A 16,712-nucleotide genomic window follows, 5' to 3' on the forward strand; every position below is an offset into this window, starting at 1 on the left:
CCACGGCCACGCTCGTCAACCGCCGGTCTTCGAAACACCACCGAGAGATGACCAGGCGACATCAGGGAACGACCTCTCGACGTAGCCACACGGGCGACCGACCGCCGTGCGTCCGGTTTGGACGTCCCGTGCGTCTAGTTCGGCAAGCCGTCGGCTTGAGCCGTGGTTAACCGGGCGAGCGTGCTAGGCTCGTCCGTGTCGAATCGGAGTGGGAATGAAGGTCGCGGGACTCTTTGCAGGCGTTGGCGGATTCGAGTCCGGAATGGCGGCCGCCGGCCATCACGCCGAGCTGCTGTGCGAGATCCTGCCTTCCGCCCAGGCGGTGCTGAAAGCACGTTTTCCAGACGTCGAAATCAAGGACGACGTGCGGAGGCTGAAGTCGCTGCCGGCGGACGTCGAGGTGCTGTGCGCGGGGTTTCCTTGCCAAGATCTCAGCCAGGCCGGCCAGACCCGGGGCCTGGACGGCGAACGCAGTGGCCTGGTCGACCACGTCCTGACGCTGCTGCGCACCGAGCGCCCAAAATGGCTGGTGCTGGAAAACGTGCCCTTCATGCTGCAGCTGAATGGCGGCGACGCCATGCGGCGGATCGTCGAAGCGATCGAGGACGTCAAAGGTTATCGGTGGGCTTGGCGCGTGCTGGACACCTTTGGCTTTGGCCTGCCGCAGCGTCGTGAGCGCGTTTACCTGGTCGCCTCGCGCGTCGCCGACCCGGCCGACGTTCTGTTGTCCGACGACGTCGCGTTTGCTCGACCACAGACCGCGATCGGCAAGCTAGCCCACGGCTTCTACTGGACCGAAGGACGTGGCGGCCTGGGTTGGGCGGTCGACGCCGTGCCGACGCTGAAGAACGGCTCGACGATCGGCATCCCCTCCCCACCAGCCATCCTGTTGCCGTCGAAAGAGATCATCAAACCCGATATCCGCGACGCCGAACGCCTCCAAGGCTTCGAGGCGGACTGGACGCTCGCGGCCGAAACCGTGGGAAAGAAAAGCGCGCGTTGGAGTCTCGTCGGCAGCGCCGTTTCCATACCGGTCGCCAAATGGGTAGGCCAGCGCCTGGCCTCGCCCGGCGCCTACGACATGGAGCGCGACGGTATTTTCCCCAACGTCGGCAAGCTGCCTAGAGCGGCGCGCTATGACGGTAAGACCCGCCACGCCGTGTCCATCGGCGCCGACCCGCTCGGTATCGTCGCGCCTCACCTGGCCGACTTCCTGCAATATCCCGGCGAGCCCCTCAGCCAGCGTGCGACGGCCGGCTTCCTGGGCCGCACGCGCGTGGCCAAGCTCAGGTTCCAAGACGGCTTTATTCGAGCGGTCGAACGACATCTGGAGCGCGTCTCCGACGCCCCGCCGCCGGCGAGACGAGCAGCCTAGAAACCGCCGAAACCCAATCCGCGCGTGACCGCGGTCACCAGGTCGTGACGGCGGCGCGCCGAGACGACGACCAGGTCGGCCCCGACGTCCCAGGCGATCGGCTTGGGGCCCGCGTCCAGGGGCGCGAACAGAACGATCTTGGGCGACTGATCCTCGGTCCACATGGCCCCGAAATCGTGCAAGTAGCCAAAGGCCTTGTAGATCGAGTCACGGAGGTAGGCGGACGGCTCTTGGGAGCCCGGCAGTTTGACCTCGACGAAGAGCACCTGCCGTCGATGGTCCGAGCGGGTTCTGACCAGACAGATATCGGGCCGGCGATCGACGCCTCGACCCAGGCCTTCGTGGCGAGCAAAAACCTCGGCGTAGGGCGTGGCCGCTTCCAGCAAGAAGGCCGGCGATCGATCGAAGAACACGTCGACGGTTCCGCCCTGCCCGTCTTCGAACCGCGCCACCGGCCCGCTCCGGGCGTTCGTCCCGATCCGCATCCAAAAGGACGTCGGCGCGCCCAAGGCCAGATCGGCTTCGAGAACGTCCAGCACGGTGGCGAGCGCCAGAAGCTCGAAAATCTCCTCGTCCTCTAACGGCATAAATTCGTATTCGCCCAGATCGGCGACGAACGCCCCACGCCGCCAACGCGATAGATCGTCCACGGCCATCAGACCGAGCCGGCGTCGAAGCAGCCGCCCGGCACGGCGATAGCCGGAAGCGGCGGCGTTCTCGGCGGCGGCGATGGTGCGCTCCGAAACGCCGCCCACGTCGGGAATGGCCTGGATGAGCGGATCGGCCAAGGCGCGCGCCGCCAAACCCGAGATCGTCCTGACGGTCTGGTGCGCGCGTGATCCGAGCCTGCGCAGAATTCCGACCGAAGCCCACGAAAGTCGCTGAAGCAACATGCGAAGCGCGATGTTTTCCGGAACTTCCAGCGATCGGACGACGGTTCTGGACATCATGCGTCCAGGCGCCAGCGCGCCCGACGTCCAGCCCAGAACGGTTCGCCCCCAGTCGGGCTTTCCTTCTAGCGCCGGCCCCACCTCGACCAGGGCGTCGACACGCGTCGAGCGCAGCTCGTCGAGCAGGCGCGGCAACTCTTCTTTCAAGAACAAGTCGTAGCCGCCAACGACCAGGTCGAGGCCTTCGACGACGAGCGACCGATCGGCTTGCCGAAGCTTCGAAAGAAAAACGTCCAAGTCCGCTCGCTCGGCCTCGCCGCCGACGACGGACGCCGTCGCCGGCAGCAGCCGCGTCGCGAAACTCGGCGATCCTCTCAGCTGGGCCAGCCAGTCGTTGGTCACGTTAGTAAATCACCGCTCCGCCGGTCCAAGCCGCCAACGCCTCGTCGAACGAGGTGACCGCCTCCTCGTCGTCGACGAGGTCGCGCGCCAGTTCGACAAAGTCACGGTGCTTGGCGCCGGCGCCTTGGAACTGCGGCGCGACATAGAGCTCGAGCGCCGACAGAAAGGCGCGTTCGCCACCTCGCGTAGGGTCCTTGGACAGTTCCGCCACGGCTTGCTCGCCCACGGTGAGAGCAAAGCCAGGACCAAGCGGCGCGCCGAGCGCGGCGATGCCGGTGGTTTCGGCAAAGAAGGCCACCACCAATTCCGACACCCGAACGAACGACGGCGACATCGAGTCCACCGCCAAGCGGTCGGCCTCGGTACGCAGCCGGCTCTCGATCAGCCCGGCATAGACGTCGCGGGCGGGCGAGCGAACCGGGATCATGGCAAAGCGCCGGGCGAAGGCGAGCGAGAAGCGCTTCAAGCTCGCCCGGTCGGCGTCGTTCATCGAACCGATCAAACGCCAGCCGGCCGGGATCTCCACGCGCGCGCCGCTCCCGCCGAGCACCGGCCCGCCGCGGGCAGCGGCCTTGGCGATGATCAGCTCTTCGAGCTCGCCTTCATCGTTCTCGACCTTCATCGGCAGCCGCAACTCGACGGCCTCGACAGAGCCGAACACCGTGAAGAGCTCGCCGAACGCCTTGTCGATGTCGGCCCGATTGATCTCGTCGATGATCAGGCCCCGTCCGGCCACGATCGACTCCAAGATCGCGCCACGCCGAAAGACCAGGCGCTGGCCTCCGTCCTCGTTCGGCTCGGGAAAATATCCTCCGATCGTGTCGTAGGTGGTCCAATGGTCGCTGGCGCAACGGACGTCCGTCGTCACGTTCGCGGCCGCGAAGATCGCCCTGGCCAACGAGGTCTTACCCGTCCCGGGCGGCCCGACGAAGATGACGTTCATTCCCGACGAGAGCGCCGCAAGCGCCCGAAGGATTGGCTCCTCGCTTCCATCTATCCGCGCCTGGGCCATGACCTGCGCGACGGTGATCTTCGACCAATCGATGTCGTCCAACTTTCCAGCCGGCCGAGCACGACCGACGTGAATTGCTCGATCGGAAATGATTCCTTCGACCTGCTGGCTCCCGCGTCGCGGCAACAGATAGGGTTCGATGAGCGGCAGTTGGACCCCTTCGTCGGACAAGGCCTCCAGCAAAGGGTCCTCCCCCTTCAGCCCGTAGTCGATCAGCCTGAAGCCGCCGATCGCCGTATCGTCCGGCTCGAAGAACAAGACCGAGACGAGCTCGGGCCTGTCTTTCATCACGCCGACAATCGCCTTGCGCGCGTCTAGACCCACTTCCTCGGGGCGAACGAGCCAGATCAGTCGCCGGTGGTGCTCCTTCACCGAACCGGTGCGGGCGGTGTATCCCTTCCGACTAAGAACCAGGACGTTGGTTTCGAGATCACCGGTCAGCGCACGCGTCCGCTCGACCCAAGCTCGCAGTTCGGCCACGTACTTGGTGGACTGGGGCGTGTCCTCGAGCTTCATACGCAGAATGCTGGCCAGGCCCTGCCCGCCGTCGTCCAACCAAACGCCCGTCACGCTTTCATTTCCTTCTCGACGAAAGGCGACGCGGCCACGCAACGCCGAGGCCAACGCCTCCAGCAAGGGACGTGGGGCACGCGTCAAATATTGAAGTTGAGGTTCGATCCCGTCCGCCTTGAAGGCGAACGGATAGGCCGACGCCGTCTTGGCGGCCGTGACCTCGGCGCGGAAGTCCTTGACGAAGGCGACCAGAGGCAGCGGCTCGTCCAGCCGCTCGAAGCCTTCCAGTTCAATGACCGCGAACGGTCCCCGCGCTTCCCATTCCCCCGCGCGAGGCGGGATCTCGTCGTCGACCCGAACGGGCGCAGACACTCGCGAGACGCCGAGCAGGACGCGACCGCCGCGCTTGGGGCCCATGTCGATGAAATGGAGCACGAGATCGCCTTGATTCGGCTCGCGCATGGTCTTGTAGCGATCTCGATTGCCGCGGGCGCGCTCCGGACTCCACAGCCGTCGGCCCAGATCCCAGGCGCTGCCGGGCTCTTTGTTCTTGAAATCGCTAATCTCTACCCAAGCGAACGGCGCGCCCGAGAGAAGTTGCGCGATATGTTCGCGACTGGCCAATCCGAACCCCCGACCCCAACTGGGAGTCGAGTCAGCACGACAGCGCGAGGCCGGCAAGTCCAACGAAATCACCAAGTTGGATATTGCCGCGCCGACGTCCGGAGCGCAGGGCGCGTACGACGAAGAGCGCCAAGCCCAGCGACGCCCTCACGGCGTTGACTCCATCGGTCTCGGCTAGGTCACCGCGGTCGCCGGACCTCGCCCGCTCCCGTACGCTATTGCATCGCCTTTAGAAGATTTCGGATGCGCGCCTTTATGTTTTCGTAGGTCATGCTGAGGTGATTTTTCGCCACCTGGTTCAGCAGACCCGTGTGGCCCACGGCGTTTCGAACGGGCTTGTAAGAAACGGCGTCTCGCCAGAGAGAGGGCCCGACGTTCATTTTCCCTCCCTCGATCGTTTGCGCGAGCTCGTCCATGCTCAAGTAATCGATGTCTTCTTCCGACTTCCTCAGGCCGAAACTTATATTTGCCGCGGCCTTGCCGACCTCTTCCCTGGAACGCCACTTCTTGGCCTCGCTTTCGATCGGGCCTTTCAGTTTCTCCCCACGATAGGTGATGTATTTCCGCGCGAGATTTTCCGAGAGGAAGCAATCGACATAGGCCTGGAGGTTAAACTCGGCGTCTCCTCTCAGATCGCCGATCCATTCGGCGACCGCATCCTTTCCCGCATCGCCGTCGTCAGGCGTGAAGTCCTCGGCAGTCAGGTTGTAGAGGTCACGCGCCTTTCGCTGCTTCTTCGTCTTTCGCGGATTTTCGTCATCACCCTCTAGATCACGCTCGAGACGGAATTGGTCCCACTGGTCGATGACCATGGGCAGCAGGTCTTCATCGAGGAATTTCATCAGCGCCTTGAACTGAACGTCATCCTCGACGACGCCCTCTCGACTGCTGGTGAAGGGGTCAACACCCTCGCGATCCAGTATGTCGAAATGAAGCTGCCCGTAGACGTAACTCTCGACGATTTTTTGGGTCGGAATGTGCCGAAGGATGTTCTTCTCCCTCAGCCGGCCATTAACGAAAAGATCGATCGTGGCTCTCTCGTCGGTTCCGGTTATTTTTAGATGTCGGGGTTTTGTCACGGTAGCGGCGAAACCTTTTACATCCAGCTCCGTCGTCACCATCACCGGCTCGCGCTTTAACTTCGTCAGCGCCTGTATGTATTTATCCTCGTACTTGTTCACCAGCCATAGAAATTCGGTGGACTCAGCAAGATCCTTGAGATCGTCTTCGCCCACGGCGCTCCCGTTTATGTAGATGTTGAAGTCTTCATCAAGAACCGAGAATTTGAAGCTGAGCGCCAGCATCTTCTTGATGTGCTGCGGCGAGCTCTTCAATTGCTCCTTCATTCCCTGAAACACGATGATCGTCCCGTGTTCGTGGTCGTCGGTCAGCTTCTCGATCAGCGAGAGGTCCAGGTTTTCCAAAGGATATTGGTCGGCGGTGTTGTCGCTCTTGATAGCCTGGTCGAGGCCAGCGTTGTCGATCACGCCGCCCGTGTAGGCGCCGCCTTCGGTTTTCGAGAACACCGACACGCGCTGAGCGCACGAAAGCAGCGCCAACTTTCCAATGCCCTTGGCGCCGATGTAGGGCCGACCGCTCTTGGTGCCCTGCCCGCCTTCCCTGCGCTTCGAATAGCCGATCTTGAGAAACTTGTTCTGGAAGTCGTCCGGCGACATCCCGATTCCGTCGTCCTTGATCGAGAACTTCGAGTTGGCCGCGTCGATGTCGATCCACACGTTGTTGGCTTCGGCGTCCCACGCGTTGGAGACTGCTTCGGCCAGGACGGTGACGAAGTTTCGATAGAGATTTCGGCCCAGATGATTGAGAACGCTTAGTGAAATCTCGAACTTGTACGGTTCCGACATTTCCTCCCCCCTTGCCCCCGTGGCAGCGCCAGTCGCGGAATGGTGGTTCTCCGCCCAGGATGCACTTCGCAAACTTGACCGTTACCCGGCAGTGGTTGGCAAGAAAAAATTAACCAGTGCCCCGGCTCATTTTGCGTGACGCCCTGCCCTGCGAGGCGCCCCCCCCTCGCAGCTTCGGGCCGAACGCATCCGTCGACCGGACGCGATATTGATCGTGCGGCAACCGCCTTGCGCGGCTAAAACAGGAGGCAAGGCGGGCGGAAAACACGAGCAAAGCACGGCCTTGGATATTTTGACGCCTGCAGGGCGATCGGCGCGCATGGCGCGGGTCCGTCAGAAGAACACCAAGCCGGAAGTCCGGCTACGCCGATGGCTACACGCGTTGGGATATCGTTTCCGGCTCCATCGCAAGGATCTTCCCGGAACGCCCGATATCGTCTTGCCCAAATATCGGGTGGCCCTCTTCGTTCATGGCTGCTTCTGGCATGGACACGACTGCCGAGCGGGGCGCCTGCCCAGCACGAACACGGCTTTCTGGGAGGCGAAAATCAGCGCCAACAGGAGCCGCGACGCGGCAGCCGTCGACTGCCTCCGGTCCCAAGGCTGGACACCGCTCGTGGTCTGGGAATGCGACCTGCGCGATCGACAGGGTCTGGAAGCTCGGCTCGTTGGAGAAATCGCCGGCGCCGCCTCGCCAGACTAAGCCTCAACCGAGGCCGACGCGTCTAAAACCATGCTTTTTCCGCTCGCGCGTCGAGCGTCGGTATCGTTAAGCTTAGCGCGGAGGGCGTGGCATGGGCTGGTACGACGACGAAGAGAAGACATGGTGGCCAGATTGGGCGCCTACGCCGATGGCGTGGATCGGCTGCCTTCTGGTGGCGGTGCTACCGGCCGGAGTGTTGCTGTCATTCTGGAACGTCATGCTGTCCGATGCGTCGCCCCTCGTTCGCCTGGCGGTTTACGCCCTGTCGTTGGGCCTGATGATCGCCGCCATCAAACCCTGGACCATTCGCTAGGGCGACCAAGCTGCCATGCCGGGAAGGGCTTGGCTCGCTGCTACGCTCAGGAGCACCAAATGGATCGTCGTGTCATTCGTGTCAGCGTTCCCACCGTCACCGAATATGACGTCGTCTTTGAAGACGACCGTCCAGTCTTCGTCGGAGCGGCGATCCGCCGAGAAGCCTCGGCCAAGGGTCCCGACGCCGGTAAAATCGTGGACACTCACCGGATGACCTGGGACGGCCGTGGCGGCGCCGAACCCATGTTTCGCCATCCCGCCACGGGCGAGCCCCTCTCGCTCGCATCCAAGATTATCGACCAGGCCATGCAGACGCTTGCTCGCTCGCCCGACGCGGGCCGCGGCGTCAAGCCGCCCAACCAGCTAAGCCGCTCGTTCGAACGTGTTCGGCCGCGCCATGGACGATGAGGTCAGCGCAGCGACGCGGACTCTCGAAAGCATGAAACGGGACACGGCCTTCGACTTGATCGACAGCGCCAACGCCCTTCCCGCACCCGACGGTTTGGCGCTCGTGCTCCACGCGGCGCGAATGGCGCCGGAGATCGGCGAGATCTATGCGGCGGCGGCCGATCAAATGCCCGCGGACAGCGACGAGGCGCTACTCCTGTGGCTGGCCGCCAAGGGCATGGCGTTCATGCTCGCCCGTTCACGATTAGAGGAGTTGGACGGCCATGCTTGGGATCATCTCGACTGCCGGCCGTTCATTCGCGCCAGCATCGGCTACGCTCGATGCTGCTTTCGCCGCGGCGAGCACGATACGGCCATCACCGAACTGGAGCAGTTGCTGAAGTACGACCGGGCCGATCATGCTGGCGTCCGCTATTTGCTCGCGGTGATCCTCTTGGCGGCCCCGCGGTTCAAGCGTTTCGAGAGTTTGCGTGGTGAGTTCACGAGCGACGGCAAGGCGTTTTGGCTCTGGCTTGACGCCTATCACGCAATTCGGACCAATAGGCGCTCGGCCGAACGGAAGGCGTGCGTCGATCGAGCTCTGGAAGCCAATCCTCACGTTCTGCCGCTTCTGAACAGCGACCAGGCGTTAAACGAGCGCAAAGTCGAGTACTACCAGATCGGATCCTTCGAAGAGGCCTACGCCTTCGCCGCCTCGGAGGGCGGCCGGCTCTGGCGAATGGACTGGCGCACGCTAGGGGCGCTAAACCGTCACCGACGGTCCTAGCCGGCTACCAAGTCTCAAGCCTCGCCCGGGTTGCCCAAAGTCACCGCCCGATCCAGCGACGCCGCCGCCACGATCGCCCGAAACTCGTCTAGAATCTCAGGATGTCGGCCGCGCAGATAGCGCTCGATCTCGGCGTTGCCGACCAGCCGCGACAGATAACCCGACGCGATCACCAGGTGCAGGACGTCATCGCCGTACGATGTCTCGAGCGCTTTGAAATCCTGGGTCAACGACTCCATCTCCCGCTCCATGCGGGCCATCTGGTCGCTGGTCATGCCGCCGACCTTCTTGGGCTTGTGGGCATGAACGAGATCAGTCTGGCGGGTCGCCGCCAGCAGCGCCTTGGCATAGGCGGAAGTGAAGTTGCCGGCCGAGATCATCAACTCGGCCACTTCGATCTGCCGCATCGGCTTCATCTTGCGCAGAGCGTCGAACGAGACCGGATTGACGGCCCTGTCCTTCAGTAGTTCGACCACTTCGGGCGTGACGCCCTCCAACAGGCTGCGCCGACGGCGGATGGCCTTGGCGTCGACATTGAGGGCGCGGGCAAGCTTCTCTTCGGAAACGCCGCGCTCGATGGCGCGAACGATCATGTAGTGCTCCTGGATGGTGGCGAGGCGATTGACCCGCTTGTTGTAGGTGAAGGCTTCGTCGTCGTCGGAGATCAGGCACCGGGTTTCCCGCTCCCCCAGATCCTTCAAAATCGCCAACCGCACGTGGCCATCGAGCAGCATGTAGGGTCCGCCACCAGGTGAGCGGACGACGACCAACGGCTCGATGACGCCGACCTCGGCGACCGACTGGGCGATGCGCCGAAACTTCACCGACGTCAGGACCTTCTCGGGCGTCTTGCGCATGGGCAGGATCTCGTCGAGCCGAACCATGACGAGGTCCTGCTCGAAGGCGGCGCGAACAGGAGCCATGTCAGGCCTCGTGCACGCCGAGGCGCTCGGCCAAGGGCTTGGGCAAGGTGTGCATGGCCTCGGCCCGCAGCAGGGTGACGAAATGGTCGTCGTCCAGAAGCCGGCGAAGACCGTTGACCACGAATAGCAGGCGGCTCTGGGCGAGCGACGCCTTCTTGATCAGCAGCTTCTGGCGATCGGTTTCCTTGCGATAGGCCCGCACCAGGGCGTCGGCGGTGACCCGAACGCGCCCTGCCCCATGACCACGCGCGCCGCTATGACCGGCCTTGCCGCTGGTTTTGCGCTGCTCGATGATCCTGCGGATCGCCACCACTTGGTTGCCCGGCAAGGCCTTGTTCTCGTAGGCGTCGGCCAAGGCGCTCTGGACTTCGCCGTCGCCGGCCTTGGCGATCTCCATGGCGATGGTGTGGGGAATGACGCCGCGCTCGACGGCGTTGATCAGGCGCACCTCGCCGTTCTCGAGCAGGAAGACGATCGCCCAGATATATTCGGGGCTGAAGTCTGTCTTGCGGGCGATCTCGCTGACGGAGTAGCCGCGCTCCTTCAGCGCGCCGATCTCATGCACCAACTCCATCGGGCTGTGTTGCCGACGCGCCAGGTTCTCCACCAGGCTCATGACGAAGCAGTCCTCGACGCTGGCCTCCATGACCACGGCGGGAATGTCGGTCTCGCCCAGCGCCATGAAGGCCTCCAGCCGCCCCTGCCCGCAGATCAGGTCAAAGCCGCCGTCCTCGCGCGGACTGACCGTGATCGGCTTCTTCAGGCCAAGATTGGCGATGCTGGAGACCAGTTCTTGGAAGATGCGCTTGTTGCGCGAGCGCGGATTGAGAACGGTGATCGCCGCGATCGGCACGCGGCGGATATGCTGTTCCTGCTCGCTCATGCCGCGCTCCGCAGGCGAAAGCGCCGCGTCAGATCGAAGAACGGCTCCAGGTCATCGAAGCGGTAAGCGTCGAGGAAGACGCCGTTGTCCTCGGCGAGCTTCAGCCTCGATGCTTCGCCCAGATCGATCCATGGCAGAAGATACCAGTCGCGCACGGTGGCGTTGTCGGCGTTCATGCGCGCGGCGATGGTGATGTCGGGCCGCAGGCCTGCGTCGAGCCGGATCTTCCAGCGACCACCGCTCGGGGTCGGCGCGCAGCGAGCGATCGCTAGCGAGGCGGTGAACTCCTCGTTGATCGTCATCAAGTCGGTGGCGGGATCGACCCGCACCGCGCCGCCCAGGCCGCGGATGGCCCCGAGCGTCTGTTCGACGATCTTCGGGTGCAGGGCTCGCAAGGCGCGGTTGGTCTCCAGATAGCGATAGTCCCGAGGGATCGCATAACCGACCAGTTCGTAGGCCCGGACAAGGCTGCCGAACCGATGCCGGTAGGTGGAGCTTGAGGGCATGTCCTCGACCTCGTCGATGATCAGCCCCGACAGACAGCCGCGCTCGCTCAGCAATCCGTTGAGCCGTTCCAGCAACTCCTCATTGGTGAACCGCCGCGTGCGCTCCTCGATGATCCGCCGCGCGGCCAGGAAGAAGTCAGGGTCGACGATGGCGTCGAAGGCGCCGTCGCCCCGCACCCAATGGTCGGGCTCGTTGACCACCCGCTTCTTCTTCAGCTTGAAGGAGACGCGATTATAGACGTTGTTGCCGACATACTTCTCGTTGCTCAATACCTGGTGGACGACCCCGCGCGTCCAGGCGCGGCCAAGATCCGTCACCAGCCCCTCCTCATTGAGCAGAATGGCGATCTCCCGCTCGGACCGCCGGTGCAGCACGAACATTCGGTAGATACGCTGAACGATCTCGATTTCTTCGGCCGGTCCCGGCGCTAGAACCACACGGTCGGTTTGCAGGCTCTTCTGCTCGCCGCGGTTCAAAACGCCCTTGGGCTGGCGATGCTCGTCGACCAGCACGCGGCGAAGACCAAAGCCGGCCGGCCCGCCCTGGCGAAAGCCCAGAGTGATCAGCCGGCACTGGCCCGTGAAGACCTTGGCGGAGAGCTCGCGGCTGTACTCACCCGCCATTGCCCGCTTCATGCTCTTGATGATGGTGGCCGAAAGGCTGCCATCGTTCTCGAACTGCTCGGCGCAGTAGTGGACGATGATGCCGGCCTCCCGGCACTGGAACTCATAGTAAGCGCTCTCGTCGGCGTCCTGAAAGCGGCCCCAGCGGCTGACGTCGTAGACAAGGATCGCCTGGAAGTCGGCCCGGCCGGCCTTCACGTCGGCGATCAGGCCCTTAAGCGCATCGCGGCCATCCAGCCGCAGGCCGCTCTTGCCCTCGTCGGCATAGGTCTGAACGATCTCGAAACCTTTGCGCGCGGCGTACCGGGCAATGATCTCGGCCTGGTTCTCGGTCGAGTACTTTTGGTGCTCGGTGCTCATCCGAACGTACTGCGCCGCCCGCACGGTAGCGCCGGCGGGTTTTTCATCGCCGGTTACATTTTCCATCTGTCTTAAGTCCCCACGCCAAACGTCACCGAGCCGGAGCACCGTGGCTCTGGCTGCGACCCTAGGTCGGGGATGGTGGGAATGTCGCGTTCGCAGAAAGACCGAAAACTTCGGTCAGATTCGGGAAAAACTTTTCCGCAAAGTCCCGACCCACATCGTATGGATTTCGTCGAGGCGATCGCCCAAGCGCTGCGGCGCGAGTACGGCCAAAGTCCCGCGGCGGTGAAGGTCGTGGTTCGCCTGACACGCGCCAATCCCAGGGCCGTGCGCAACTGGTTCGCCGCCAACAACGGCCCGAGCGGCGAAAACTTGGTCGTCCTCCTGCGCCACTCCGAAGAGGTCCTGGAAACCGTCCTCTTCCTGGCCGGCCGTCACGACCTGATCACCGCCCGCAAGCTCGCAGGCGCCCGCGAGAAGCTACGGGAAATGCTAGAGATGATCGACGATCTGCAGGGTGGCTGACGCGGCAAGCGGCGGAGAAGGCAATTTAGCCGAGAGACACAATACGGGATCACGAAGCTCCCGTACGGTGTCATGATGGCCGTGAACGGGAACATCACGCTCCCGTACGGGCTCAAATTTATTGACTCTTGGGCCCGCAAAGCCAATATCCGTTCCCGTACGGGAACGCCACGATGGTCAAATCAAAGAACATACCTCCACGAGCCTTGTCGTCCCGCCTCCTCAAGGCCGTGGAGGGCGCGCGCATGCCTCCGACCTACGCCGGCGGCGAGGTGACCACTAAAACTGTTTCCGCGCGTAGCCTTGCGGGCCCTACGCGCGCCACCTTTTACGGTGGCGATAAGGCCGAGCCGATCGGCAGCGTGGTGATTAAGGCCTCCCCAAAGTCCATGACCTTTTATGGCGGCGGCAGAGCCGAGCCCATTGGCAAAGCACGCGAGACGACGAGCTCGCCGACAGCGGTACCGGCGATCAAGGTCAAGACCGACCGCAAGCGCGTCATCAAGACCTCGACCGCTGGCGACGCTCTGCGTCGGCACCTAGCCCAAGCGATAGAGACTTTCGACCACGAGTCGCCCCGAAGACTCGTCCAGATCAAGGACAACGATCGCCTTGAGCCCGCGAACATTCCGGAGATCATCCGCCGAAAAATTGCGCCTTCGTCTGGCTCTCCTGTCATAGAGCCTGTCGGTGGCGGTTATCGCGTCGATACGCCGGCGGATCTCGGGCGATTGATCCGGCAAGCGCGCGATCGCTTTGGCATGACCCAGTTAGAACTGGCGGACGCGGCCGGCACGGGTCGCCGCTTCATCTCGGATTTGGAGGCGGGCAAACCGACAGTCGAGTTTGGCCGCGCCCTGAGCGTCTGCGCGGTCTTGGACCTGAACCTTTTCGCCACGGCAAGTTCATGAGCGACGACGACGTCCTCGTTGTATGGATGGATGGCATACGGGTTCCGGCCGGCTATCTTTACAAGGCCGATACCGGCGCGATCGGCTTTGCTTACGAGCAAGCCTACGTAGAGGCTGGGGGTCTTCCCCTGTCGCTGGCCTTGCCTTTCGACGCGAGCGAATTCCCCGACGGACCGGCCCGGGCGTTTTTTGGCAATCTGCTGCCCGAGAATACTCAGCTGCAGCGGATCATGGAGCGCGAGGGTCTTGAGCGCCACGACGTCGTGGGTCTTCTTCGTCATCTCGGCGCCGACTGCGCCGGCTCGGTGTCTTGCTTGCCGGTCGACGCGCCGCCGGTGAAGACGCCGGGCGATCTGACGAGCGACTACGCCATCCTCGAAGACGAAACCTTGGCGCTCATCGTCAAGAGTTTGGCCGAAATGCGCCGCTTGCCGGTAGAAGTCGGCGACCCCTCTCCCGTCGCCGGCGTACAAGGCAAGATCGCCTTGACCCGCCTGCGGGATGGTCGCTTCGCCTTGCCCAAGTCGGGCATGCGCGTTCCCACGACGCATATTCTCAAGGTGCCCGAGCGAGGCCACGGCCGCGACGCCCGCCTTGAGGAGGCTTCTGCCTTGCTGGCCAAGGCCGTCGGTCTGGACGTCAGTATCCCGACAGCCATCAAGGTCGGCGACTACGAGGCCTTGCTGATCGAGCGCTTCGATCGCCGGGTAGAGGGCAACATCGTCACGCGCATCCACCAGGAAGACTTCGCCCAAGCGCTGGGCTTTCCCTCGGATCTCAAATACCAGCGCCGCGGCCGCCCCGGGCGACGGTTCGACGTCGAGGCGATCGTTTCGGTGCTAGACCAAACGGCCGACCCGGTCGGCGCGCGCCTGGCCTTCGTCACGGCCACGCTCTTCAATCTCTGCATCGGCAATACCGACAACCACGCCAAGAACCACGGACTGCTCTATGCAACGGGAGCCACGCCGCGCCTGACACCGCTCTATGATCTCCTGCCGATCCGGCAGGACAACCGCTATACGCACCAGCTGGCGTTCAACATCGGTGCGGCCGAGTATTTCGACAAAATGGCTCCCGAGGATATGACGGCGTTTCTCGCCGCATTCGGCGTGGAGGATGTCGCGGGCTTCGTCGAGGAGGTCGTCGAGCCGATGGTGTCGAGACTGGAAGACGCAACCAAGCCGCTGCGGACGAGCCTCAAGGCGTTCGACGACTTGATCGGTCAGGAAACGGAAAAGCTGGTCGACGTCTTCAGCGTCGCGATCGACGTGCGCGAGCGCGACGCTTTTTACGCCAACCCCGGCGGCTGGGGATCGGGAAGCTAGGGCTCGTCGCGGCGCCGGACAGGGCCGCCAAGTGGCACTACGAGGACGTGCCCGCGATCTTTCTCCTGGCCGAGATCTTCGTCGGAGGGTTGGCGATTCACCTCACCGACGCTTTATGGCGCTGGGCAAAAGGCTGAAGAAGTAGCTTCGAGATCTCGCCGGCGCAGTTCCGCGGGGCTTGACTGTCGCTCACCTGCTAAGCGGCCCGGCCTTCGAAAGAGAAATTGCGCCCATGGACTACGAGCTCCCCGAGGACCTCTTCGACCCGCCGGGGCCCGAGCTCGACTGGCCAGACGATCCCGAACTGCGCCGCGCGGTCGTCTGGTTTCGGAACATGATGTCCGACGAGGATTGGAAGCAGCGGCGACTTGCGGCCGCTTACAAGCTCTATGACGCGATCCTTAAACCCCCTGTCGGTAAGGGGCGGTTCTTCGCCGAAAAGGACACCTTCGGTTGGTATTTGTTTTTGGCCGAAGCAATTCTCGACCATCCAACGAACTACGAGCCGGTCTATGGCTCGCGCGTCGTGCCGATCTTCAAGGCCATTGGTCGAAATCTCGATCTTCTTCTAGAGGTCGATGGCGTGGCGGAGCGCGCGAAGAGGATAGTTAGCTCTGAAAAATCCCAACCCAACGGCGGATTGTTCGAACTTCTCGTCGCCGCTGCATACAAGCGCGTCGGCGCCAAGGTGGCCTTCGTCGACGAAGCGCCGGGCGTGTCGAGGCGTCACGACATCGACGTCAAACTGAACGGGCAGAGCTGGGCAGTCGAATGCAAACGGCAGGAAGTGGGCGACTTCGGAGACCGCGAACGCACGCGCATGCGCGAGCTTTGGAGTCCATTGTCCGGTGCGTTGATCCAGGCTGGCCGCAACCTGACGGCCAAGGTCTCTTTCAAAAAACCAATCGACGAAATCCCCTACGAGCATCTGCGTGATCATCTGGTCGCCTACCGCCAAAGTGGCGAACGCGGCTTGGAATGGGACGACGAGATCAGCTCTGGCTGGGTCCGCCCGCTAAATTTGGATCCGGTCCGAAAGGCGATGAAGGGGCGGATGATCATGGCACATGGGACTTATCTGCTACGACTGCTGACGGGCGAGTATCGACGCCATGCCAGCTATCTCACCGCGCTCGATCTCAAGCCCGCGGGGAACCCCCGCTATGCCGAAGATTGCCGCCAAGCCATCGTCCTGCGGTGGGAGGCGCTGGCGCCGGCCTCAATCGACGGGCGGGCCAAAGACATCTTCAAAAAAATCGTCGAAGCCGTCGACCAGCTTCCCGACGATGTTCCAAGCGTGATCCACATCGGCTTTGAAGCCGTCGAGGGCGACGCCGTCGAACAGGCTCGCTACGACAAGATAATCAAGGCCGTGAAGCGCTTCGATCCGAAGGGTAAACCGCTGCAGTACATCTACTGTCACTATCTCGTACCGGAGAGTCCGCCAGACGAGCATTGGGCCTACGACGAAACCACTCAACACGTCGGTGTCGCGCCGACCCTGGATCGCCCGTTGAAGAATACGTTTCTGGTGCTGCCCCCCGAAGCCGCTGGCCGCAAGGGCCCACACTGGCAAGAATGAAGCGCCAAAGCGCCGGGTGCACACGTCGCCCTCCTCGCGTCGCTGGTGACAACACACGGGACTTTTCAAGGCTCACCCTGCCCGTCGTGGGGGTGCGGAGCCCTTCGCAAGGTCGGCGACCAGCGCCTCGATCACGGCCCGTGTTTTGGCGGCGAAGCTTTTACTCTGCCTGACCGCCACGTGGTTGAAGTCCA

15 protein-coding genes are annotated in these 16,712 nt (G+C 63.2%); 9 read left to right on the plus strand and 6 right to left on the minus strand.

The window, feature by feature from the left end; all coding sequences use genetic code 11:
- The first annotated feature begins 214 nt into the window (after positions 1-214).
- On the plus strand, positions 215-1,375 hold the full coding sequence (locus tag ASD47_RS20225; protein ID WP_056760324.1) for a DNA cytosine methyltransferase: 1,161 nt from the start codon (positions 215-217) through the stop codon (positions 1,373-1,375).
- Here the strand turns inward: ASD47_RS20225 and ASD47_RS20230 are convergent.
- The 3 genes from ASD47_RS20230 to ASD47_RS20240 all read right to left on the minus strand — a co-directional run bounded on the left by ASD47_RS20230 (position 1,372) and on the right by ASD47_RS20240 (position 6,681).
- Positions 1,372-2,667 (minus strand): hypothetical protein, encoded by a 1,296-nt coding sequence (locus tag ASD47_RS20230; RefSeq protein WP_056760326.1) that lies wholly within the window; start codon positions 2,665-2,667, stop codon positions 1,372-1,374. The two genes, ASD47_RS20225 and ASD47_RS20230, sit on opposite strands and share 4 nt — an antisense overlap.
- A 1-nt stretch (position 2,668) precedes the next feature.
- A complete protein-coding gene (locus ASD47_RS20235; RefSeq protein ID WP_156402336.1) occupies positions 2,669-4,816 on the minus strand; it encodes a MoxR family ATPase in 2,148 nt (715 codons plus the stop codon).
- A gap of 215 nt (positions 4,817-5,031) precedes the next feature.
- Positions 5,032-6,681, minus strand: a complete 1,650-nt coding sequence (locus ASD47_RS20240) for an ATP-binding protein (protein ID WP_056760330.1) — start codon at positions 6,679-6,681, stop codon at positions 5,032-5,034.
- Positions 6,682-6,895: 214 nt separating this feature from the next.
- Here ASD47_RS20240 and ASD47_RS26260 point away from each other — a divergent pair, with 214 nt between their 5' ends.
- The 4 genes from ASD47_RS26260 (at position 6,896) to ASD47_RS20250 (ending at position 8,873) form a co-directional block, all read left to right on the plus strand.
- Complete coding sequence (locus tag ASD47_RS26260; RefSeq protein ID WP_235525973.1) at positions 6,896-7,384, plus strand: very short patch repair endonuclease; 489 nt, start codon at positions 6,896-6,898, stop codon at positions 7,382-7,384.
- A 91-nt stretch (positions 7,385-7,475) separates the two neighbouring features.
- On the plus strand, positions 7,476-7,697 hold the full coding sequence (locus tag ASD47_RS26755) for a hypothetical protein (protein WP_156402337.1): 222 nt from the start codon (positions 7,476-7,478) through the stop codon (positions 7,695-7,697).
- A 59-nt stretch (positions 7,698-7,756) separates the two neighbouring features.
- Entirely contained in the window at positions 7,757-8,107 is a 351-nt protein-coding gene (locus ASD47_RS20245; protein WP_056760333.1) for a hypothetical protein, read from the plus strand.
- A 31-nt stretch (positions 8,108-8,138) separates the two neighbouring features.
- On the plus strand, positions 8,139-8,873 hold the full coding sequence (locus tag ASD47_RS20250) for a hypothetical protein (protein WP_156402338.1): 735 nt from the start codon (positions 8,139-8,141) through the stop codon (positions 8,871-8,873).
- A 14-nt stretch (positions 8,874-8,887) separates the two neighbouring features.
- Here ASD47_RS20250 and ASD47_RS20255 read toward each other — a convergent pair whose 3' ends face one another.
- From ASD47_RS20255 to ASD47_RS20265, 3 genes are read right to left on the minus strand one after another with little or no spacing between them, the layout of a single operon-like run.
- Positions 8,888-9,796: a plasmid partitioning protein RepB C-terminal domain-containing protein gene (locus ASD47_RS20255; RefSeq protein WP_056760337.1), complete on the minus strand. Its 909-nt coding sequence runs from the start codon at positions 9,794-9,796 to the stop codon at positions 8,888-8,890.
- A gap of 1 nt (position 9,797) precedes the next feature.
- Entirely contained in the window at positions 9,798-10,679 is an 882-nt protein-coding gene (locus ASD47_RS20260) for a plasmid partitioning protein RepB C-terminal domain-containing protein (RefSeq protein ID WP_056760340.1), read from the minus strand.
- Positions 10,676-12,235: a recombinase family protein gene (locus ASD47_RS20265; RefSeq protein WP_056760342.1), complete on the minus strand. Its 1,560-nt coding sequence runs from the start codon at positions 12,233-12,235 to the stop codon at positions 10,676-10,678. The genes ASD47_RS20260 and ASD47_RS20265 overlap by 4 nt, the downstream gene beginning before the upstream one ends.
- Positions 12,236-12,394: 159 nt before the next feature.
- Here ASD47_RS20265 and ASD47_RS20270 point away from each other — a divergent pair, with 159 nt between their 5' ends.
- The 4 genes from ASD47_RS20270 (at position 12,395) to ASD47_RS20285 (ending at position 16,518) form a co-directional block, all read left to right on the plus strand.
- Positions 12,395-12,697: a hypothetical protein gene (locus ASD47_RS20270; protein ID WP_235525969.1), complete on the plus strand. Its 303-nt coding sequence runs from the start codon at positions 12,395-12,397 to the stop codon at positions 12,695-12,697.
- Between the two features lie 245 nt (positions 12,698-12,942).
- Positions 12,943-13,608, plus strand: a complete 666-nt coding sequence (locus ASD47_RS26265; RefSeq protein WP_235525970.1) for a helix-turn-helix transcriptional regulator — start codon at positions 12,943-12,945, stop codon at positions 13,606-13,608.
- Complete coding sequence (locus ASD47_RS20280) at positions 13,605-14,936, plus strand: type II toxin-antitoxin system HipA family toxin (protein WP_056760346.1); 1,332 nt, start codon at positions 13,605-13,607, stop codon at positions 14,934-14,936. Before ASD47_RS26265 ends, ASD47_RS20280 begins: the two co-directional genes overlap by 4 nt.
- 232 nt (positions 14,937-15,168) lie before the next feature.
- Positions 15,169-16,518 carry a hypothetical protein gene (locus tag ASD47_RS20285; RefSeq protein ID WP_056760349.1) on the plus strand — a complete coding sequence of 450 codons (1,350 nt, stop codon included), beginning with the start codon at positions 15,169-15,171 and terminating at the stop codon, positions 16,516-16,518.
- The last annotated feature ends 194 nt before the right edge of the window (positions 16,519-16,712 follow it).

Source organism: Caulobacter sp. Root1472, assembly GCF_001426985.1.
GTDB classification, from domain to species: domain Bacteria; phylum Pseudomonadota; class Alphaproteobacteria; order Caulobacterales; family Caulobacteraceae; genus Caulobacter; species Caulobacter rhizosphaerae.